Below are 17911 nucleotides of genomic sequence, written 5' to 3' on the forward strand. Positions count from 1 at the left end.
AAACGGGTAAAAGTTTTGCGTGCGGACCGCTTCAGGACGGTGTATTCCGTGTCAGGTTGGTGCCGTCTGAAACGTGCAGCCGATTGAATACCAGCGATGAGGCAAGGGTGATGCCGCCGATGCTGAGCAGGGTCATACGGAAGGCGGAATGCAGACCTGAAGAAGCCGGTATCAGAAATGTCCAGTTTTTAAGGATTAATGCGCCGGCAACAATGCCCATGCTGATGGCAAGCTGTTGGTTGACCGCCATCAGGCTGTTGCCGCTGCCGGTCTGTTGCGGGCGCAAATCGGCGAGGGTCAGTGTGTTCATGGCAGAAAACTGTAGGGAGTTGCACGCGCCGATCGCCAGCGAGAGGAAAATCCAAATCCACAGCGGCGAGTTTCCGTCAGGCAGGGCGAGCAGCATGATGAAGGCGGCAAGCAGCTTGGTGTTCCAAAGCAGTACCGTGCGGTAGCCGAAACGTTTCATGAGCGGTGCAATCAGCGGTTTGACCAGCAGCGAAGACAGGGCGACGGGTGCGACCAGCCAACCCGACAGGCTTGCGCCGAAGCCGAAAGCGACTTGAAACATCAGGGGCATCAGAAAAGGAATCGAGCTGATGCCGAGACGGCTGAACAGATTGCCCGCCAGTCCCAGACGGAAAGTGCGTATCAGAAACAGGTCGGCGGAATAAATCGGTTTGGACGCGGTTTTCATATGTCGGAAATAACGGCGTGCAAACAGCAGTCCGCCGCACAGCGGCAACAGTGCAAAATACGGAGGCAGCGCGTGCGACAGGCTTTCTGCCGCAAGCAGCAGCAGGCAGGCGGCAGCGGAAAAGGTCAGATAGCCTTTGAAATCCAGAGCGGTATCGTTGCCTTTGACATCGGGCATGATGTTGCGTCCCAATATAAACCCCAGCAGACCGATAGGCAGGTTGAGCAGGAAAATCCAGTGCCACGAAGCGTATTCGACCAGATAACCGCCCGCCAAAGGTCCCAACACAGGGCCGATCAGTGCAGGCATGACCGCATAATTGATGGCGTTGAGCAGCTTAGACTTGTCGTACACACGCAAGATGGTCAGACGCGGTATCGGAACCAGCATCGAACCGCCGATGCCCTGAACGACACGGGAAAGCGTCAATTCAAACAGCGAACCCGATGCGGCACACAATGCTGATCCGAGCATAAAAACGGCAATCGAACCGAAAAAGACTTTTTTCGTTCCGAACTTGTCCGCCAAATAACCGCTCAAAGGAATCAGCAGGGCAACCGTCAGCGTATAGGCAACGACTGCCAGTTGCATATCCAGAGGCGATTCGTTCAGGTTGGCGGCAATTTCGGGCAGTGCGGTATTTAAAATGGTCGCATCCAACATCTGCATAAAAATGGCAATTGCCAGCAGAAGCGGCAGCCAAGGGGATGGTGCGCGGGCGGATAGGGTGTTTTTTTCCATAGGGCGATTGTACCCCATCCTTGTGCCATTATCGTTTTCAGATGCCGTCTGAATGCCGTCAGAGTCGGCGTCCTGAATGTTCACAAGCAAACGAATCAGCATTTTATTGTAATGATAATTATTATCGAAAATTATCAGAGTAAGGTACAGTAAGCGTTATGGGGCAGTTTGTAAAAAAAACCGGATTATTTTTTAAAATTAGACTTGACCCACAACAGTCAATTACTTAAAGTAAACGCTTACCTTTCTACAGAAAAAAACGGGTTTCCCGTTATCAAAAAAATGAGCGCAACCACTCCCCCAAAAATCATCCGATACGACAGCAATCCGACAGATGTCTATTTTTTCGGCACCTGCGTCCTCGATCTCTTTATGCCCGAAGCCGGTATGGATGCCATTACCCTAATCGAGCAGCAGGGCATACGCGTCCATTTCCCGATGGCGCAAAGCTGCTGCGGCCAGCCTGCCTATTCATCCGGCCATCCGACCGAAGCCTTTGATGTCGCCAAAGCGCAACTCGACCTTTTCCCCGAGGAGTGGCCGATCGTCGTGCCGTCCGGTTCGTGCGGCGGTATGATGAAACACCATTGGCCGACGCTGTTTAAAGGCAGCGAGTACGAGGAAAGGGCTGTGGATTGCGCCGGCCGCATCATCGAGTTTACCCACTTCCTGCTTGCCATCGGCTATAAACCTGAAGACAAAGGCGAGCCAGTCAAAGTCGCCGTTCACACTTCCTGCGCCGCCCGCCGCGAAATGAATGTCCATCTCTCGGGCTGGCAGTTGATTGACGGCATGAAAAACGTTGAACGTATCGTTCACGACCACGAAAGCGAATGTTGCGGCTTCGGCGGTACATTCTCCGTCAAACAAGCCGATATTTCCGGCGCGATGGTTACGGACAAAGTCGCCGCGCTGAAAGAAACCGGTGCGACCGAAATCATCAGCGCGGACTGTGGCTGTATGATGAACATCGGCGGCAAAATCGCCAAGGACGAGCCGGATATGCCGCGTCCGAAACATATCGCATCCTTCCTGTTGGAACGCACCGGAGGTAAAGCATGAGCGCGCGCGAAAATATTTTGGCAAAACTGAAAAAAGCCGATGCCTTGCCGATGGAAGAGCCTGCGGTTTTCGATTATTACCGCGAAAAGGGTGTTTCCTGGGACAGCGAAGCCGAGCGTTTGAAACATTGGGCTGCCGCAATGCGCGCGGTCAAAACCGAAATCTATTGGGTGACGAAAAGCAATTGGATGCAGGTTTTCCGCGAAGCGGCAGAAGGCAAGGGTTTGAAAAACATCCTTCTGCCTCTCGCAACCGAGCACGGACAAATCGCCCGTGCCGCGTTGGTGGACAGCAATATCGAACCGATTGCTTTCGAGCGTGAAATCGATACTTGGAAAACCGAGTTCTTCGCGAACATCGATGCGGGCTTCAGCGGCGCGCAATGCGGCATCGCCCGTACCGGTACGCTGATGCTGTTTTCCAGCCCCGAAGAGCCGCGTACTTTGAGTCTTGTTCCGCCCGTGCATTTCTGCCTGTTTGATACGGCAAAAATGTATAACGAATTTCACAACGCTGTCGAAGGCGAAAAACTGGTGGAAAACGGTATGCCGACCAATGTTTTCCTGATTTCCGGTCCGTCCAAAACCGCAGATATCCAATTGACGCTTGCTTACGGCGCGCACGGTCCGCGTGATTTGGTCATTCTCGCCATCCTGCCTGACCACATTTCCCCTGCCGATTTGGAGGAAAACGCATGACTACGCAAACCATCAAGTTCCACATGAAGCCGGAAACTTTCAAACAAAACGCCGCAATTTCCCTTCAAGACAAGCCTTTGCGTAAGAGCCTGCGTACCGCGATGGATATGCTGATGACCAAGCGCAAAGCCGTTTTGACCGACGAAGAAGAGCTGCAAAGCCTGCGTGATTTGTGCGAACACGTCCGTCAGCGTTCTCTGTCCAAATTGCCCGCCCTGCTGGAGCAACTGGAAGAAAACCTGACTAAGTTGGGCGTGAAAGTACATTGGGCGGAAACTCCGACCGAAGCCTGCGAAATCATCCACGGCATCATTACTGCCAAAAACGGCAAGCTGATGGTCAAAGGCAAATCAATGGTCAGCGAAGAAATCGAGCTGAACCATTATCTTGAAGCAAAAGGTATTAAAGCGGTGGAAAGCGACTTGGGCGAATTTATCGTCCAAATGGCAGGCGAAAAACCGACCCATATTGTGATGCCCGCAATCCATAAAACCAAAGAACAGGTGAGCGAACTGTTCCACCAAAACCTCGGCACACCGCTTACAGACGACGTGGACCAACTGACCGGCTTCGCCCGCAAAGCTCTGCGCGATATTTACAGCACTGCCGATGTCGGTTTGAGCGGCGTAAACTTCGCCGTTGCCGAAACGGGTACGCTGTGTCTGGTCGAAAACGAAGGCAACGGCCGCTTGAGTACCACCGTTCCGCCCGTGCATATCGCTATTACCGGTATTGAAAAAGTGGTGGCGAAATTGTCCGACATCCCACCCTTGTACAGCCTGCTACCGCGTTCCGCCATCGGTCAGAACATCACAACCTATTTCAATATGATTACCGGCCCGCGCCGCAGTGAGGAATTAGACGGCCCGCAGGAAATGCACTTGGTTCTGCTCGACAACGGCCGCAGCCAGGCTTATGCCGAAGACCAAATGCGCCGCACCCTGCAATGTATCCGTTGCGGCGCGTGTATGAACCATTGCCCGGTTTATACCCGCATCGGCGGCGCGGCATACGGCACAACCTATCCCGGCCCGATTGGCGAGATTATTTCCCCGCACCTGTTGGGTCTGGATGCCACCCGCGACCTGCCGACCGCCTGTACCATGTGCGGTGCGTGTGTGGAAGTCTGTCCGGTACGCATCCCGATTACCGAACAAATGCAGCGTTTGCGCGTTGAAGCGCAACGTTCGCCGACCGAAACCGTGCCGCACCCCATCCGAGGGCAAGGCGCATCGCATACCTTCGGCGAACAAATGGCGTGGCGCACATTCAACGGTATTTTCAGCGGCAGCAAAACCTACCGCGCCTTCGGTTGGGCAGCCACCAAGTTCCGCAACCTGACCCCGCGCAAACAGTTGGGTTGGACGCAAAACCGCGTACCGATGAAACCGGCGAAGAAAACCCTGCACGAACTGATGGCGGAAAAAATGCGCCAAAAAGAAAAAGCATAAGCGATTGTGTATGAAATGCCGTCTGAAATCTTTTCAGACGGCATTTGCTTGGTTATTCGGCTTTGAATTTTGGGTCGGCTTCCGACAGCCGTAGGGCGGCATTGCCATGCCGCCGTTCAAACCCTTGCATTCGCACCTCCAACAGTTTCAGCGCGGCGGCTTTGGTGGCTTCAAACGACAAATCCACCGCCTTTTCCTTCAACAGGCTGCGTATACGCCGCCAAACCGTATCGCTGCGGATGGAAGCGAGAAAATCATGCCCCGCCCACGTCAGGCGGATTCTGTAACAGGCAAACCCATTGCCCTGCTGATCGCGGTTGCATTTGCCCGCAATCAGTTCGTCCTGTATCAAGAGCCACAGATGATATGCGGCTTCTTCCTTTGTCCAACCTTCGATACAGGTGGAAACGAGTCAGCGGTCGGGGTTGGGTTTATTTTCCAATTCGGTCAGGATATGGCGTATCAAATCCCAGTCGCGTTTCACTTTTTATCCTTGAAGATGTTTTAAAGGCCGTCTGAAACGGTTTCAGACGGTCTTTTAGTTATGCGGATTTTAATCCCAGGTCTGCTTCCGAAGCGGTTTTCAAATCGGACTTGTACGGTTTGACCCACTCGGACTTTTCAGCCGCCTCAAGTATCCATTCGCACACACGGACAAATCCGCAATCGAAAATACGCTGCCCACAACTCGCTCTGCATCTGCTCGGCTGCCTCCCTGTCAATTCCAGCCGACAGATAGTCGAACAATTCGGACGGGGCGGTTTTCCTACTTAAAAATACTTTTATTTCTCGGCTGACATACAGTTCAGACGGCATGACCTACTCCGATATTTTTATCAATAAGCAGACTTTATCCCGCTGTTCTTGCGGCAATGATAACACATACCGCAACAATGTCTTTGCAGTATTATCCCACCACCCGGTTGATTTCATACCAGCATATATAGGCGCAATTCATACGGGTGGGCGAATACATGGGGGGGAACTGCAACAGGGTGCGTGTTTGCGGATAGCTTGTGTAAGCACAAAAGTGTGTAACAGCCTGATAATTGGCTGGAAGCTTGCAGCTTTTTGCATTGCCGATTTGTCGGCAGTAATGTTGGCTTTGGCATTTTCTTCTGTTTTAAGGTAACTTGTGGCAAGCTTCCCCCATAAATGATGAGAATTCAGGTATAGCTCGTCGTATCCGAGGCAACAAAAAAGCCTTGAAACTGTTTAATTTCAAGGCTTTATGCGTATTACAGGATACTGCTGAAAATAGGGTATGGTGGAGGCGGGGTCAACCGTACTTTAAACTTAACTTATTGATTTAAATAGAATCACATTTTTATATTTAGTAAAAGTTACCCCAAAAGTTACCCCATAATCGCTTGGTAGGGTATTTTTTGACACTATTTTCCTCTTTGTCAGATTGCCAGTTTAAGCCGTTTGTTTGGCATGGGCAAAAATATTTTTGGGTATTTCTGCCAAGCTGTGAAATATGGTTTGATTGCAACACCAGCAATTACGCGCCGTCTTGCGGGCTGGTGTTTGCCTTAAGGGGTATTTTAGTGTTACCAGTTGTTAAGCAAAATTTAATAACTGCCATATTGCCGCCATGCAGTATCTGAAAAACGGCAAAAAAACGGCAAGCGGTTTTTTGTGCCGGTCAGTTTCTGCACGGCATGGAAAAGCCGCCTTATTTCGGCGGCTCTGTGTGGTTTAAGATTAACCCTATACAATCGGCTATGCGATGGCTTCGATACCCTTGTTTTTAACGATGGTAAGCAGTTTCAACGCCGCGCCGCTTGGCTTTTTAACGCCCCGCTCCCATGCTGAAACATGGTTTTTCCCCACGTTGAGGTAGATAGCAAAGGCGGCTTGCGATAGTGCCTCCTTCTCCCTGATTGCCTTAATATCTTCGCCGTTTAACGGCTTGATTTCGGTCAGACATGATTTGTCAAAATCGCGCATGGTCTTTTTGTCGATTACGCCGATGTCGTGTAATGCGCTTGCTATGCTGTGGATGCTCTCACTTACGGGGCTTTTGTATTTCATGATTCTATCTCCGTTAATTGCTTTTTCTGTTTCAGGCTCTCTATCTGCCCGTCGTTCAATGACTGGCTTTCCGCTGCCAATGCTTTAAAGAAAATCGTTTCTTGCACGCTGATGTTTTCTTGCTCTGACTTTGCGAAGCCATGCGCAAAAAAAGCCTTATCCCCGCGTTTGAATAGAATAATGCTCCTATATCCGCCGCGTCTGCCTTGCCCTTGCCGCGCTATGCGCTGCTTAATCACGCCGCCGCCAAGGTCTGCGTCTATCAGCCCGTTATCCGCCCGCTCTACCGCTTCCAGCAGCTCGGAATCACTGATTTTGTGCTTCTTGGCAAATTTTTCAAAAGCTCGGTATTTGTAAATCTTCATTTTCTACTGCTTTCGTATCATGCTAAGTATTATATACAGTAGAACAAAACACGGCAAGCCGCCTTTTTTATACTTCGCAATTTCTGCATTTGTGCCGTCTGAAACACCAGCGGCTAACTTGATTATTTTTTTAATCAATCGCTTTCAATGGCTCAAATTTTCGTTTTTAGCGCGTTTTGCAGTCTATCTATGTCTGTGTCTATCCAAGCGGTTTAACCGCCATTCCTGCTCAAATTTGGCGCGTTTCCGTGCGTTTTGGCTTTGTATGGGTGTGAAAAATCCCCGTGCCTGTCGGTCATACGGGGATGTTTTCGGCGGCTTTCCGCTATGCTCTGATATTCAGTTCGGCGGTTTTCCCCGTCTTGGCAAGCATGGTTAACAGTGCGTCTATCGTGAACTTGCTGATTTTGCCGTTTACCAAGTCGGAAACACGGGGGCGGCTGGTGTTGAAGATTTCCGCCGCCTGCTCCTGTTTCAAGTTCCGCTCTTTTATCCATTCGCTGATGCTTTCGGCAAGCTGTAACTTGGTTCTGATAATCATATCGCTATGTGCCTTAAGTTTTGCGGCTTCATCGGAGGAAAATCCTAAATCAGCAAAAACATTACCACCAACAGGCGTAATATGCGTGGTTTTTGATGTCATTTTGCTATCTCCTGTATCAATGCCCTATATCGGCTCTTGATGATTGCCGTGTCTTTCGGGGCGGTTTTTTGGCTCTTCTTTTGGAAGCTGTGCAATACATAGACGGCTTTTTCAAACTTGGCTACATAAACCACTCTAAACGCTCCATCGGGCAAACGTTTTCTAAGTTCCATAACCCCGCTGCCAAGACTAATCATCGGTTTAAAGTCTGTCGGCTCTAAGCCATTTTGGATTAACCCCAACTCATAACCGAAATGCTTTACCGCCTCAAGCGGGAATGTTTTAAGGTCTTCCAGTGATGTATCACGCCATTCTATGGGCTTTTCTTTGTTCATGTATCAAATTTTATACAAATAAGCAGTAAGGGGCAAGAATAAAAACCGTATATATACAAAAAAACGCAAAATCGTTTGTTACCTTTGTTACCAATGGCTGAAAGCCTTGCCGGTCATGGCTTTCACGGTAACAAAACACATATCTTAACCTTGTTACCGTTTGTTACCGCCCCTGTTTTTTGGATGTAACCATATGAATATAAAGGGGTAACAAATGGTAACAAATCGGTAACAAGTAAATTTATGTTCATTTGTTACCATTTTTTCTGTATTTTTATATTGATATTCATATGGTTATAAATGTAAAGTTTTGTGGTAACAAAGGTAACAAATGATTTTGCCTCGCGCATAGGGATTTTATTTACGCGCGCGTATTGGTGTCGAAATTATTTATCCCTCGTCTGTCTTTGTCGGTCATAGCGGGAATAGGGTAAATTTACGCTGTAAGCGTGTTTCATTGTTTGGGTAGGGGTAGGTATAGGGCAGGGGGGTGAATGGCTCTAATTTTTGAGATTTAGGGGCTTCCTGTCGATTTTATGCTTTCTTGGTTGGTCTGCTTGATGTTTGGACGTAAAAAAAGCCCGCCTGTGTCGATCATGGCGGGCTTGGTTAGTATTTTAGTCTTCCAGTTCTATACTTGTAGCTAAAACATGAAACCAGCCATTACCTTTCCGCTGGTGTTGGTAGCCTTTGTTCTTGTGGTTGTATTTCAGTAACCCGTTATCCGCCAATACACGGCAGGCTTTTGATTCATCGAAACTTTGGGCGATTTCATCGGCAAAGACACGGCGGATTACCCATAATTCCAATTTTTCCCCCTCCTGTTTCCTATATCCTGCATGGTCTTTATTGGTGCTTTTATCGCTCCATTCCATAAACCGCGTGCCTAATGCGTACTGGGCGATAAAATCTTCTGCCTGCTCAATGATTCGGCGGTCTTCGTGTTTTCCTGCTCCGTTGGCTTCCAGCCATTCATCAAAGCATTGTTTCACGCCTGCCATGCCTACACCTACGGGCAAGCCGGTAACAGGGGCGGCAAGCTCCAAAGCAGCGGCGGCAAGGGCAAAGCGTTTTGCTACTCTTCGCGCCTGTCCTGATAATTCGGGAATGGTTGCCATAAATGCGGCTATGCGCTCTGTTGCCTGCTGCTTGGTTTGTTCCAGCTCATCTAAAAGCTGTCGGATAAATAATCTTCCTGCCGTTCCGTGATATTTATCTGCTGATTGGGCGATATGCTCACTCAACAATGCGCCGCTCTCGAAGCCGTGCAAGGTGTCGTAAATACCGTATCGGGCGGCGGCTCTGATACTGGGCAGGCGGGCTGCTTGTCCTGCGTTCCAATCGCCTTTGTGGTGTTTCAGGATGGAATCGGGGGTCTTTTCGCCGGTGGAAAACATCATCACTTTCCAGCGGGTCAAAGCACGGTTTCCGCCTTGTTTTGCGCCTTGCACTTTGTTGATACCGTTCATAACGCTGTAAACGGTATCGCCGATAACGTGCGGGCTTGCCTGCCCGATTTCGTCCAACACCAGCAAGCCATCATTGCGGGCGGCGGCTGTGTTGGAAAAGCCTATTTTTGTACCGCTCCAAGTTATCAGGCTGCCCGATGGTTTGCCCCATACGCTTAAGGCTGCTTTTGCGGCTGTGGTCTTGCCGTCTGAAGAATCGCCCATTAAGTGAAAGCCGCCCGATTCTTCGTCTAACAGGGAAAGTAAGGGGGCGGCAAAGGACGCGCCCAATGCCAGGCATAGACGGCTGTTTCCTGCTGCGTATCGGGCTATGTTTTGTTGCCAGTCGGTAAGCTCTCCGTTTGGCTGATATGCCTTTGCTTGGCTGGTGTCGCCGTTGTAGATGATGGCGGGGTCTTTGTCGGTTGCCGTGATGGTTTCCCCGCTGGGCAGGATATAGGCGTTGCCGTGCCAGCCCGCGCGGTCGGTAATGGTGTAAATATCGCCGCTGCCCTGCGTCTGCAAATAGTCGGAAAGCCGCTCACGCTTAACCCTGCCCGATAAGACAGCCAAGCCGTAAGACTGCAAACGCTGCCAGCCTTGAACCGTGCCGATTTCCGCTTGCGGGATGGCGGCGGTTTTGGTTCGCCGTGTGTTGGTGTCCTGCCAGCGTATCACGCGGTAATATGCGCCGTCGTTGTCCGTGCCCCTGCCTATGATGTCGATGGGGGATGATAGTTTTACGGGCGTGGCTTCCTGCGTGTTGCCCTCCCTGTCGGTCTTAACGCCGATATACCACACGCCCGTGCCGTCCACGTCATAGCGCGGCTGTGCAAACGGCGCGGCAAATTCCGACATATCGCCCAACGGGGCGGCTTCTTCTGTGAAATTCGGCTTTACATCTTTACACATAGTGTTAAAATCTCCTGTATGGGTTTGGTTGCCTTTCGCGGTTTTCCGCGTTTGGTTTCCGCTTGATAAATAATCCATTGCCGCCTGTTTTTCAGACGGCATTTTTTACGCCTTGCCGCTGCGTTTGCGGTCGTTCAATTCGTCCAGCGCGTCATAGCCTGCCGTGCCGCTTATCCAGTATCGGACGGCTATCCCGCCGCTTTGGGCGCGTTTTGCCAGGCTTAATGCCGCCGTTTCCCCTACGGGGCGCGGTGCGTCGTGGTCTGCGATAACGGCAAGCTCTTTAATGCCGTCTGAAAGCTCCAGCCGCTTCATGCCGTTTGCGCTTAGGGCGGCGCATAAGCCCCAATCGCGGGCGTTGAACAGCTCACGCGCGGCTAAGGCGGTCTCTATGCCCTCCGCTACCATCAGCCGCCCGTTTTCAGGGACGGGGAACAGGTAAACAGCCCCGCCCGTCATTGCGCCCTGTTTGCGGCTTCGCATTTTCTTGGCGGGCAAGGCTTCGCCCGTTTGGGGGTGCTTAATCCGCGCTTTGGCAAAGCCGCCGCCCCGTTGTGCTTCCAAGTAAGTAATGTGCAAGCCGCAAACAGTGCCGCCGCGTGTGGAAGCCGCTATTGCCGCGTGGAAACGCCCGATAAACAGCGGTTTGCCGTCCTCCCCCTGCGTCCAATATTCCATGCCTGCGTGATGGCGGATGTTTTCAGGGGGATATGCCGCGTTTAAGCCCCGTGATGCCCAATACTGGACAACGGGGCAATCGGGCGTTAACGGTTCTGCTCCGTCCCACAATGCGGCAAGTTTGCCGATATGGTCTTTTTCGGGGCGTGGTTGAGGCTGTGGGCGCGTTGGCGGTATCGGTAAGGGGGTTGTGTCGTCCAAGCCCAAAACGCCCGCTACGGTGCGTAATGCTTCGTCAAAATTGCAGTTCAGGTAGTGCATCACCAGCCCGAAACCGTCGCCCGCGCCGTTCTCCCAATGGCTGCAAATGAATGTGCCTTTGCCGTCCTTGTCGTCGTATCGAAAGCGGTCTTTACCGCCGCAAGCGGGGCAAGGCTGGTGTTTGTTGCGTAAAAACTTAGGGTCTATGCCGATAGCGGCGTGTATCTCCTGCCAGCGGTATTGCGCGGCGGCTTTAATGTCTTGATAAGTCGGTTTCATTTTCCTACCTCCTCGAATCTGTCCATAGCTTCGCGGGCTATGACTGATACGGTATGAATCGCCTCTTTTTGGCTTGCTCCGTCATTCACAATCAGCAAGATAGTGCTTACAACGTCCACCGCTGCGATTGCTTTCTCTTTGCTGTTTAGTTGGTTTGCCAGCTTATCCATGATGGTTTTCATTGCTCTGCCTCCTCTGATACCGGCTCTAAAACAATTCCAGCCATCGGGTCGGTCTCCCATATCGCGGGCGTTTGCGGCTGCGTCTCAACGGCGGGCGGAATATCCGCCGCGTGGTTTTCGGGGGCGTGGTGCGTCATGCCTGCAAAGGCAAAACCGAAAATCAGGAAAACCGCCGCCCCTGCGTATGGCGTTTTGCGCGGTCTGTTGTCTTGTCTCATGGCTTTTTCTCCTGTGCCAATGTTCGGAATAAACATAAACCCGAACCCTCAAACATATATAATTCAATGTGTTATCTAAAAAATAGGTTTGAGTTTGCCCCTACCGCCTAAAAATAGGCGGCATAAAGGCGGGTAAATTTCAGGGAATAAGAGGGCTTAATCTGCTTTGGTTACGCTGTAAGTAGCCCATTCTTTCAGGCCGTCTGAAAGCCCAGGCAGGGCGGAAACCTGATTTACAGATTCCGTAAAGCTGTAACCAAACACCAACGTCAGTAGGTCAAAACCGCTGCCGCCTTTGGGGGTGCATTGGTTGCAGATGTAGCCGCCGCCGTCTGAATCGTCAGGGCGCGGGGACAGGGTCAGTTTGAATGTATCCCGCAAGCTCGGATGACAAATCGAAAGATTCCAAGTTTTCCGCATGGGGGACTAGGGTTTGAATGACTGTGGCAAGGCGTGCCGTGCTTCTGATCGCACTTATGGGGGTATTGTGGACGTGATGGGCGGCCATGTTGTCGCAAATGGTGTCGATGATTGCGCCCGTATTGGCGATAAATTCGCCGCCGTAGTACAGCGCATCCATAATGCGGTTTGCCAGCTCTAAGGGGATGGTTACCGTTTGGGCTTGATTTTGAATGGTTTGGATTTGGGTAGAAGTGCAAGATTGCATTTTAAATGCTCCTATACGTTTGAGATTTGAGAAATGCCCGAAAAGGGGGCGGTGCTCTCTCCTGCGTATAGTCAGGCGTGGGCATTGCTGCTACCACACACCGCCATAACTTGGATATGCCGTCTGAAACGCGGCATAAGGGGAAATTATGGCGTGAAAAAATCAGCGTTTACCCTGCTGATTTTGGGCTATACGATTTTAGAGAGAAACTCCAATCTAATTTCTCAATCCTGATTTGTAAATACTTTTCAGACGGCATTTTTACAAGCCGCTGATTCCATTTACTATTAAATCACGTTATGCCTCGTTGCCGTGCATTGGAAGCCGTGCGGCGTTGCCTTTCTATACGCTTTGCGCGTATGATTTGGTTTTCATTCAAAGGGGCTTTTAATGAAAGCCGTATTTGTCGAACTGCCGCCGTTTGAACGTTTCCGTGCTGACTACTTCAGCAGTGAGGAATACCGCGCCTTTCAAAATGAATTGATGGCAAATCCCGAAAAAGGCGATGTAATACAAGGGACGGGCGGTCTGCGTAAAATCCGCGTTGCCGATTCCAAGCGCGGCAAGGGCAAGCGGGGCGGCTCTAGGGTTATCTACTATTGGGCGGCCAGCCGTGCCGTTTTCCTTTTGTTCACTGTTTACGGCAAAAACGTCAAAGACGATTTATCGCCAAGTGAAAGGAAGATACTTTCCGCCCTGCTCCATAAGCTCAAGGAAAATAACGATGTCTGAACGCAATTTGTTTGAAGAACTGAAAGAGGGCTTGGAAGCCGCCGAACAATATTTGCAAGGGAAAATCACATTGCGGGCAATAGAAGCGGAAATACCCGAAAACGGGGCGGCTGCCATTTCTCCTGAAGAAATACGCGCCATTCGCGAAAGCCTGAATTTCTCCCAAGCGGTCTTTGCCCGCAAACTCCGTTGCTCCGTCCGTACATATCAGGGCTGGGAACAAGGCAAAACGCGCCCGAACCCCCAAGCCGCCTTATTGCTGCGTATGGTGCAAAAATCGCCTAAAACGTTTAAGACGATTGCCGCGCTATGATTGCCTACCCTCCGACACCAGCGAAAACCGCCCGCGCTTCACGGTTTCGCCAAATTGGTTTTGGATTTCCTCCATTGTGGTAACGATGTTATGCCCCTGTTGGCGAAGCTCCATAATGCGCGTGTTGTAGCAAAGTATCCCCATTTGGGTAAGCTCCCATGAGGTAACGCTGCCCTGCTTCAATCGGGCTAAAATGCGCTGTCTTTGGTTTGGCGTTTTGGGCTTGTCGTTGGTACAATCATGCTTCATCGTCGGTTTCCCCTTTCTGCCGCCTGAATGTCCGTTTTGGCGGCTTTGTTTTGCCCGATAAATTAATCTGTCTGCTTATCTATCGCGCGCGCGCGTATTGCTCCTAAAACTCTGTTTTACTTCCTATTGGCTTGCCTGTTCTGCAAGCCATTTCTTCACTTCTCCTGCTACATAAAAGCGGCTGCGTGTGCCGATAATCAGGCGTGATTGCGGGAATTGTCCTGCTGCCTCCAGCCGTCTGATTTGGCTTCCGCTTAAGCGTGTGATTCCGCGCCGTCCTTTTGCTTGGCTGGTCTCAAGTTCTGCAATAGTTAATTGCGCGGTATCGGGTAAGCTGTCGATATTGATAATGTGCATTTATCGCCTCCGTTTGGTTGGTCTTGCCTGCGTGGTGCTGGCGTTTCGATAGGCATAAATATAGCCGCCTCTGTGGGCGGCTTCTAGGAAGTAACATGTTGATTTCAGGTAATAACGTGTTAATTTCAGGAAGTCAGCTAGATGACTTCCTGTTTTGGAAATTGGATATCCACTTCATAACGGTTTTTTCGGTCGGAATATCGGGGGCATTGATTTCATCGTTTTCAATTTTGCGGATAATCAAGCGGGTTAATTCAGCTTTCCCTCCCCGTTTATCCAACATTTCCTTTTTCTCTTCCAGCAGTTTGTTTACGGCGGCTATCGTGCCGGCCTTTTCATAGCGGCTTTGCTTGGCCAGCCCTGCCTTTCGGGCGTTTTCTATACGGGCTCTTATTCCGATTTCTTCGGCCTCCGCTTCCAACCCTATCAATTCAATAGAATCGGTTATCAAAATTGCAATAGACTGAAATTCATAAAATTTTTCCTCACAACTAAAGCCATCAAATCCTGTTACATAATCAAAAATAGCTTTTGTGGTGAAAAAATGCTGCATTTCTACCAACGTTTCCCAAGGTTGTTCAAAAAACAAACCTTCAGTTATAGGGTGAATAATATACCCTCTATAATCATACACTTCCCCAACTTCTTTCTTATATCTTTTTACAGCCTCATCACATTCCCGCTCGATATTTTCAAGCTCTGCCGTACTTTTTTGCTCCCAAGAAATAGTGCACTTTCTATCTTTCACAGTAAGACTATAAAAAGTTCTGCGAAGGACTTTTTCGGCATAAAAACTAAAAACCCCTAATGCTTTTTCAAATTCAGGGCTGTTCTTGATGCTGTATAAACCTGAATATTTAGGATTCATAGCCGCATATTTGAGAATTGCTGATTCATTATTCATTGCAAATCCTATAAAAATTCACCGTAAAAATTGAAATGTTTGTTTTCAGACGGCCTAAGATTGATTCTTTCGCAATATGCCTGATTGCTCCTTCAGGCCGTCCAGATAATCCGCCCATGCCTGCACCATCTCGGCGCGTTGCTCCAAGTATTCCGCGTGGTTGTAGGCCGTCCTTGTCGTGTTGGGGTCTTTGTGGGCAAGCTGCCGCTCTATCCAGTCGGAATTGAAGCCCATCTCATTCAGGCGCGTGCTGGCCATATGGCGGAAGCCGTGCGGCGTGATTTGGTCTAGGAAGCCAATCCGTGCCAAGGCTTTGCGTGCCGCCCCTTCGCTCAAGGGCTTTTTGCTGCCGATGTTGGCAAACACAAATTCATGATGCCCCGTTACGGGCTTCAGACCTTCCAGTATCGCTATGGCTTGGCGGCTCAATGGGACAATGTGGCCTATCCCGTTTTTCATCTCCTCCCCGTCTTTGCGGTATTGCCGCGCCTCCCAGTCGATTTCACACCAGCGCAATAAACGCAATTCGGACGGGCGGGCGAAAACATAGGGGGAAAGTTGCAGCAATGCCCGCGTTTGCGGGCTGCCCGTGTAGCCGTCTAAGGCTCGCAACAGCCCGCCTATCTTTTCGGGGTCGGTAATGGTTCGGTAATGTTTCTGCTCCACCTGTGCCAACTCCCCCCGCAATTCAGCGGCGGGATTGAACAGGCTCAAACGAAGTTTTACGGCATATTTGAAAACTTGGTTTACTACGTCATAAACTTTTTGTGTCGTGTCATATTTCCCCGCCGATTCCAGCCTCTGCAACAGTCCTAAAACCTCAAGCGGCATGATTTCGTCTATTTTGCGTGTTGCAAGGTCAGGGAAAATATGAAGCTCAAGGCTGCGTATAACCCTCTGTGCATGGTCTGGCTTCCATTTATTCGGCTTTGCCACTTGGTCGCTGTGCCATTTGCGCGCAATAGCCTCAAATGTGTTTTTTAGCTGCTCTTCCTGCCCCTGTGCTTTGTCTTGCTGGTGTAGCTTAGGGTCTATCCCTTTTGCTATCAGCCCGCGTAATTCTTCGCGTTTTTCTCTTGCTTCTTTCAGGCTTATATCGGGATAAATGCCAAGCCGCATCTCATCGCGCTTGTTGTCGCCTGGGCGGTAATAGCGGAAACGCCAGTATTTACCGTTTCCCCTTGCTTGAAGATACAAGCCGCCGCCATCTGACAACTGGTTAGGGGGTTGTAGCTTTTTGCATTGGCTATCTGTTAGCGGTAATGTCGGTTTTGGCATTTTTTTATCCGTTTTGGGGTAACTTGTTTGGAAAGCTGCAAGCCTTATAAATAAAGGCTTCCATTTAAGTTTGGGGTAACCTTTTTAAAAAATGGGTCATGCCTTTTGCATTTTTAAGGCATTTTTTTAGGGTAATTCCTGAAAAGTTACCCCAAAAGTTACCCCATAAATTGCGAAAACTCAAGCATACGCCAGCATATTCAAGGTAACAAAAAAGCCTTGAAACTGTTGAATTTCAAGGCTTTATGCGTATTGCAGGATACTGCTGAAAATAGGGTATGGTGGAGGCGGGGGGAATCGAACCCCCGTCCGAAAGTCCTCTACAAAGCGTTCTACATACTTAGTTGTGTCTATTTGAAAATCTTATTTCCATCATGCCGACCAACAGGCCTTCAGGAAACCAGTTACCTTAAGTCTTATTTCCTGCCAAGTAACCCGGAAGGAAACCAGTCAATGTAAGATGACGTTGCGGTGGCTTTCGCCACACAGCCCATTGACCAACTGCTGCAACGGCTAGCCTTAAGCGGCTAAAGCGTAAGTTTCGTCGTTTGCGACTATTTGAATTCAGTGTTTTACGGGAATCTGAGATCCCGGTATGCCCGCATCTGCTTCGCAACCCCCGTCGAAACCAAGGTCGCCCCCAGAAATGGTTTGCAAATTATACGGATATTGTGCGGTGCTGCCAAGTCTGTCGGAGAAATTTGTCAGTCTTGCTGCCTTAATTTGCGTTTGAGCAGGATGCGGACGCAGCCGTCGTTGCCTTCCCGCGGTTCGACATAGGCAAGTACCTCTGGGTGCTGCATCAGCCAGTTGCGGGTCATGTTTTTGAGTACGGGTGTATAGCCTTTGGAACCTAATCCGCTGCCGTGGATGATTTCTCCGCATACACCGCGTTTTTGGGTGAACTCGATGAATTCGTTGAGGACTTTTTGGGCTTCTTCTTGGGTGTAGCCGTGTAGGTCGACATCGGTAACGACGGGATAGTATCCGTTTTTCAGGCGTTGGATGTCGTTTTTTCCTTGTCCGTTTTTGCTGAAGCTGGCGGGTGGGTCGTTGTATGTGCTGCCGATGTAGAAGTAGTTTTCTTCGTCGGCGCGGTTGTCTTTGGGACGGACTTTGATGGGGGTTTTGTCGGGCGGCGCATAATATTGCTGCCGGGTTTTTAATGGGGAGACTTGTCCGACTGCTTGTGAAAAATCGAAATCCTGTTCTTGTTTTTGCTTGTTTTTTTCGGCTGCCTGTTTTTCTGCCGCTTCTTTTTTGGCCTGTTTGCCCAGTTGTTTGAGGATGTTTTGGAAGTCGGTATTCATATTTTTTCCTGTTATTTGTCCGATGGCTGTTTCGGGCGGGGTTTTAATTTGCCGGAATGTTTGCCAATCGGGGGAGGATGATTTTGTTGCCGTCGTATGTTTTTTGAAAGTGTGATTGTATATCAAAAAGAAATGCGGCAACCGTCGGCAGTGT

The 17911-nt window shown here is 50.0% G+C and carries 24 protein-coding genes and 1 other RNA gene; 6 read left to right on the top strand and 19 right to left on the bottom strand.

Translation table 11 applies throughout. The annotated features are described in order from the left end of the window. Nucleotides 1-31 precede the first annotated feature (31 nt). Nucleotides 32-1438 (bottom strand): MFS transporter, encoded by a 1407-nt coding sequence (locus tag Q3O06_RS01830; protein WP_301817524.1) that lies wholly within the window; start codon nt 1436-1438, stop codon nt 32-34. Between the two features lie 282 nt (nt 1439-1720). Here Q3O06_RS01830 and Q3O06_RS01835 point away from each other — a divergent pair, with 282 nt between their 5' ends. The 3 genes from Q3O06_RS01835 to Q3O06_RS01845 are packed head-to-tail and all read left to right on the top strand — an operon-like array spanning nt 1721 to nt 4649. After that, nucleotides 1721-2500 carry a (Fe-S)-binding protein gene (locus Q3O06_RS01835; RefSeq protein WP_301817350.1) on the top strand — a complete coding sequence of 260 codons (780 nt, stop codon included), beginning with the start codon at nt 1721-1723 and terminating at the stop codon, nt 2498-2500. Then, nucleotides 2497-3198: a LutC/YkgG family protein gene (locus Q3O06_RS01840; protein WP_301817351.1), complete on the top strand. Its 702-nt coding sequence runs from the start codon at nt 2497-2499 to the stop codon at nt 3196-3198. The genes Q3O06_RS01835 and Q3O06_RS01840 overlap by 4 nt, the downstream gene beginning before the upstream one ends. Further along, nucleotides 3195-4649: a LutB/LldF family L-lactate oxidation iron-sulfur protein gene (locus Q3O06_RS01845; RefSeq protein WP_301817353.1), complete on the top strand. Its 1455-nt coding sequence runs from the start codon at nt 3195-3197 to the stop codon at nt 4647-4649. The genes Q3O06_RS01840 and Q3O06_RS01845 overlap by 4 nt, the downstream gene beginning before the upstream one ends. 52 nt (nt 4650-4701) lie before the next feature. Here Q3O06_RS01845 and Q3O06_RS01850 read toward each other — a convergent pair whose 3' ends face one another. From Q3O06_RS01850 to Q3O06_RS01905, 12 genes are all read right to left on the bottom strand, one after another. Continuing rightward, nucleotides 4702-5046, bottom strand: coding sequence for a DUF2513 domain-containing protein (locus tag Q3O06_RS01850; protein WP_301817525.1), 345 nt, complete (start codon nt 5044-5046; stop codon nt 4702-4704). A 233-nt stretch (nt 5047-5279) separates the two neighbouring features. Next, nucleotides 5280-5465 (bottom strand): hypothetical protein, encoded by a 186-nt coding sequence (locus Q3O06_RS01855; protein WP_234403402.1) that lies wholly within the window; start codon nt 5463-5465, stop codon nt 5280-5282. 909 nt (nt 5466-6374) lie between these two features. Beyond that, the gene (locus Q3O06_RS01860; protein ID WP_025458333.1) at nt 6375-6686 is read right to left on the bottom strand and encodes a helix-turn-helix domain-containing protein; all 312 of its coding nucleotides are present in this window, start codon (nt 6684-6686) and stop codon (nt 6375-6377) included. Further along, nucleotides 6683-7051 carry a type II toxin-antitoxin system RelE/ParE family toxin gene (locus Q3O06_RS01865; protein WP_003754749.1) on the bottom strand — a complete coding sequence of 123 codons (369 nt, stop codon included), beginning with the start codon at nt 7049-7051 and terminating at the stop codon, nt 6683-6685. The genes Q3O06_RS01860 and Q3O06_RS01865 overlap by 4 nt, the downstream gene beginning before the upstream one ends. A gap of 325 nt (nt 7052-7376) precedes the next feature. After that, complete coding sequence (locus Q3O06_RS01870; protein WP_301817355.1) at nt 7377-7592, bottom strand: helix-turn-helix domain-containing protein; 216 nt, start codon at nt 7590-7592, stop codon at nt 7377-7379. A gap of 98 nt (nt 7593-7690) precedes the next feature. Next, on the bottom strand, nt 7691-8029 hold the full coding sequence (locus Q3O06_RS01875) for a type II toxin-antitoxin system RelE/ParE family toxin (protein WP_301817357.1): 339 nt from the start codon (nt 8027-8029) through the stop codon (nt 7691-7693). A gap of 617 nt (nt 8030-8646) precedes the next feature. Beyond that, entirely contained in the window at nt 8647-10389 is a 1743-nt protein-coding gene (locus Q3O06_RS01880) for a DUF927 domain-containing protein (RefSeq protein ID WP_373323483.1), read from the bottom strand. Between the two features lie 105 nt (nt 10390-10494). Then, nucleotides 10495-11547 (bottom strand): primase-helicase zinc-binding domain-containing protein, encoded by a 1053-nt coding sequence (locus Q3O06_RS01885; protein WP_301817360.1) that lies wholly within the window; start codon nt 11545-11547, stop codon nt 10495-10497. Continuing rightward, nucleotides 11544-11729, bottom strand: a complete 186-nt coding sequence (locus Q3O06_RS01890) for a polyribonucleotide nucleotidyltransferase (protein ID WP_070440650.1) — start codon at nt 11727-11729, stop codon at nt 11544-11546. Before Q3O06_RS01890 ends, Q3O06_RS01885 begins: the two co-directional genes overlap by 4 nt. Further along, entirely contained in the window at nt 11726-11947 is a 222-nt protein-coding gene (locus Q3O06_RS01895) for a hypothetical protein (RefSeq protein WP_301817367.1), read from the bottom strand. The genes Q3O06_RS01890 and Q3O06_RS01895 overlap by 4 nt, the downstream gene beginning before the upstream one ends. 156 nt (nt 11948-12103) lie before the next feature. Then, nucleotides 12104-12328 carry a hypothetical protein gene (locus Q3O06_RS01900; RefSeq protein WP_301817368.1) on the bottom strand — a complete coding sequence of 75 codons (225 nt, stop codon included), beginning with the start codon at nt 12326-12328 and terminating at the stop codon, nt 12104-12106. Continuing rightward, nucleotides 12288-12614: a hypothetical protein gene (locus Q3O06_RS01905; RefSeq protein ID WP_301817369.1), complete on the bottom strand. Its 327-nt coding sequence runs from the start codon at nt 12612-12614 to the stop codon at nt 12288-12290. The genes Q3O06_RS01900 and Q3O06_RS01905 overlap by 41 nt, the downstream gene beginning before the upstream one ends. 33 nt (nt 12615-12647) lie before the next feature. Between Q3O06_RS01905 and Q3O06_RS01910 the strand changes: the two genes are divergently transcribed. From Q3O06_RS01910 to Q3O06_RS01920, 3 genes are all read left to right on the top strand, one after another. Further along, complete coding sequence (locus tag Q3O06_RS01910; RefSeq protein ID WP_301817370.1) at nt 12648-12848, top strand: hypothetical protein; 201 nt, start codon at nt 12648-12650, stop codon at nt 12846-12848. Between the two features lie 156 nt (nt 12849-13004). Continuing rightward, nucleotides 13005-13346 carry a type II toxin-antitoxin system RelE/ParE family toxin gene (locus Q3O06_RS01915; RefSeq protein WP_301817371.1) on the top strand — a complete coding sequence of 114 codons (342 nt, stop codon included), beginning with the start codon at nt 13005-13007 and terminating at the stop codon, nt 13344-13346. Further along, on the top strand, nt 13339-13659 hold the full coding sequence (locus Q3O06_RS01920; protein WP_002234115.1) for a helix-turn-helix domain-containing protein: 321 nt from the start codon (nt 13339-13341) through the stop codon (nt 13657-13659). Before Q3O06_RS01915 ends, Q3O06_RS01920 begins: the two co-directional genes overlap by 8 nt. On the opposite strand, the gene Q3O06_RS01925 is transcribed toward Q3O06_RS01920, so the two are convergent. The 6 genes from Q3O06_RS01925 to Q3O06_RS01950 all read right to left on the bottom strand — a co-directional run bounded on the left by Q3O06_RS01925 (nt 13654) and on the right by Q3O06_RS01950 (nt 17757). Continuing rightward, on the bottom strand, nt 13654-13908 hold the full coding sequence (locus tag Q3O06_RS01925; protein ID WP_118996886.1) for a helix-turn-helix domain-containing protein: 255 nt from the start codon (nt 13906-13908) through the stop codon (nt 13654-13656). The two genes, Q3O06_RS01920 and Q3O06_RS01925, sit on opposite strands and share 6 nt — an antisense overlap. 123 nt (nt 13909-14031) lie before the next feature. Next, a complete protein-coding gene (locus tag Q3O06_RS01930; RefSeq protein WP_030002182.1) occupies nt 14032-14265 on the bottom strand; it encodes a helix-turn-helix transcriptional regulator in 234 nt (77 codons plus the stop codon). A 133-nt stretch (nt 14266-14398) separates the two neighbouring features. Next, nucleotides 14399-15169 (bottom strand): hypothetical protein, encoded by a 771-nt coding sequence (locus Q3O06_RS01935; RefSeq protein WP_301817374.1) that lies wholly within the window; start codon nt 15167-15169, stop codon nt 14399-14401. A gap of 54 nt (nt 15170-15223) precedes the next feature. Then, complete coding sequence (locus Q3O06_RS01940; RefSeq protein ID WP_301817375.1) at nt 15224-16447, bottom strand: tyrosine-type recombinase/integrase; 1224 nt, start codon at nt 16445-16447, stop codon at nt 15224-15226. A gap of 279 nt (nt 16448-16726) precedes the next feature. Then, nucleotides 16727-17089, bottom strand: a transfer-messenger RNA (tmRNA) gene (gene ssrA / locus Q3O06_RS01945). A gap of 62 nt (nt 17090-17151) precedes the next feature. Next, nucleotides 17152-17757, bottom strand: a complete 606-nt coding sequence (locus Q3O06_RS01950) for a Smr/MutS family protein (RefSeq protein WP_301817376.1) — start codon at nt 17755-17757, stop codon at nt 17152-17154. Nucleotides 17758-17911: the final 154 nt, after the last annotated feature.

It is taken from the genome of Neisseria maigaei, from assembly GCF_958267405.1.
Lineage (GTDB): Bacteria > Pseudomonadota > Gammaproteobacteria > Burkholderiales > Neisseriaceae > Neisseria > Neisseria bergeri.

Bases quoted from the DNA above. Each gene is read 5' to 3' on its own strand.
- Q3O06_RS01830 (WP_301817524.1), bottom strand. From the start codon at position 1,438: ATGGAAAAAAACACCCTATCCGCCCGCGCACCATCCCCTTGGCTGCCG.
- Q3O06_RS01835 (WP_301817350.1), top strand. From the start codon at position 1,721: ATGAGCGCAACCACTCCCCCAAAAATCATCCGATACGACAGCAATCCG.
- Q3O06_RS01840 (WP_301817351.1), top strand. From the start codon at position 2,497: ATGAGCGCGCGCGAAAATATTTTGGCAAAACTGAAAAAAGCCGATGCC.
- Q3O06_RS01845 (WP_301817353.1), top strand. From the start codon at position 3,195: ATGACTACGCAAACCATCAAGTTCCACATGAAGCCGGAAACTTTCAAA.
- Q3O06_RS01855 (WP_234403402.1), bottom strand. From the start codon at position 5,465: ATGCCGTCTGAACTGTATGTCAGCCGAGAAATAAAAGTATTTTTAAGT.
- Q3O06_RS01860 (WP_025458333.1), bottom strand. From the start codon at position 6,686: ATGAAATACAAAAGCCCCGTAAGTGAGAGCATCCACAGCATAGCAAGC.
- Q3O06_RS01865 (WP_003754749.1), bottom strand. From the start codon at position 7,051: ATGAAGATTTACAAATACCGAGCTTTTGAAAAATTTGCCAAGAAGCAC.
- Q3O06_RS01870 (WP_301817355.1), bottom strand. From the start codon at position 7,592: ATGATTATCAGAACCAAGTTACAGCTTGCCGAAAGCATCAGCGAATGG.
- Q3O06_RS01875 (WP_301817357.1), bottom strand. From the start codon at position 8,029: ATGAACAAAGAAAAGCCCATAGAATGGCGTGATACATCACTGGAAGAC.
- Q3O06_RS01880 (WP_373323483.1), bottom strand. From the start codon at position 10,389: ATGTGTAAAGATGTAAAGCCGAATTTCACAGAAGAAGCCGCCCCGTTG.
- Q3O06_RS01885 (WP_301817360.1), bottom strand. From the start codon at position 11,547: ATGAAACCGACTTATCAAGACATTAAAGCCGCCGCGCAATACCGCTGG.
- Q3O06_RS01890 (WP_070440650.1), bottom strand. From the start codon at position 11,729: ATGAAAACCATCATGGATAAGCTGGCAAACCAACTAAACAGCAAAGAG.
- Q3O06_RS01895 (WP_301817367.1), bottom strand. From the start codon at position 11,947: ATGAGACAAGACAACAGACCGCGCAAAACGCCATACGCAGGGGCGGCG.
- Q3O06_RS01905 (WP_301817369.1), bottom strand. From the start codon at position 12,614: ATGCAATCTTGCACTTCTACCCAAATCCAAACCATTCAAAATCAAGCC.
- Q3O06_RS01910 (WP_301817370.1), top strand. From the start codon at position 12,648: ATGCCCGAAAAGGGGGCGGTGCTCTCTCCTGCGTATAGTCAGGCGTGG.
- Q3O06_RS01915 (WP_301817371.1), top strand. From the start codon at position 13,005: ATGAAAGCCGTATTTGTCGAACTGCCGCCGTTTGAACGTTTCCGTGCT.
- Q3O06_RS01920 (WP_002234115.1), top strand. From the start codon at position 13,339: ATGTCTGAACGCAATTTGTTTGAAGAACTGAAAGAGGGCTTGGAAGCC.
- Q3O06_RS01925 (WP_118996886.1), bottom strand. From the start codon at position 13,908: ATGAAGCATGATTGTACCAACGACAAGCCCAAAACGCCAAACCAAAGA.
- Q3O06_RS01930 (WP_030002182.1), bottom strand. From the start codon at position 14,265: ATGCACATTATCAATATCGACAGCTTACCCGATACCGCGCAATTAACT.
- Q3O06_RS01935 (WP_301817374.1), bottom strand. From the start codon at position 15,169: ATGAATAATGAATCAGCAATTCTCAAATATGCGGCTATGAATCCTAAA.
- Q3O06_RS01940 (WP_301817375.1), bottom strand. From the start codon at position 16,447: ATGCCAAAACCGACATTACCGCTAACAGATAGCCAATGCAAAAAGCTA.
- Q3O06_RS01950 (WP_301817376.1), bottom strand. From the start codon at position 17,757: ATGAATACCGACTTCCAAAACATCCTCAAACAACTGGGCAAACAGGCC.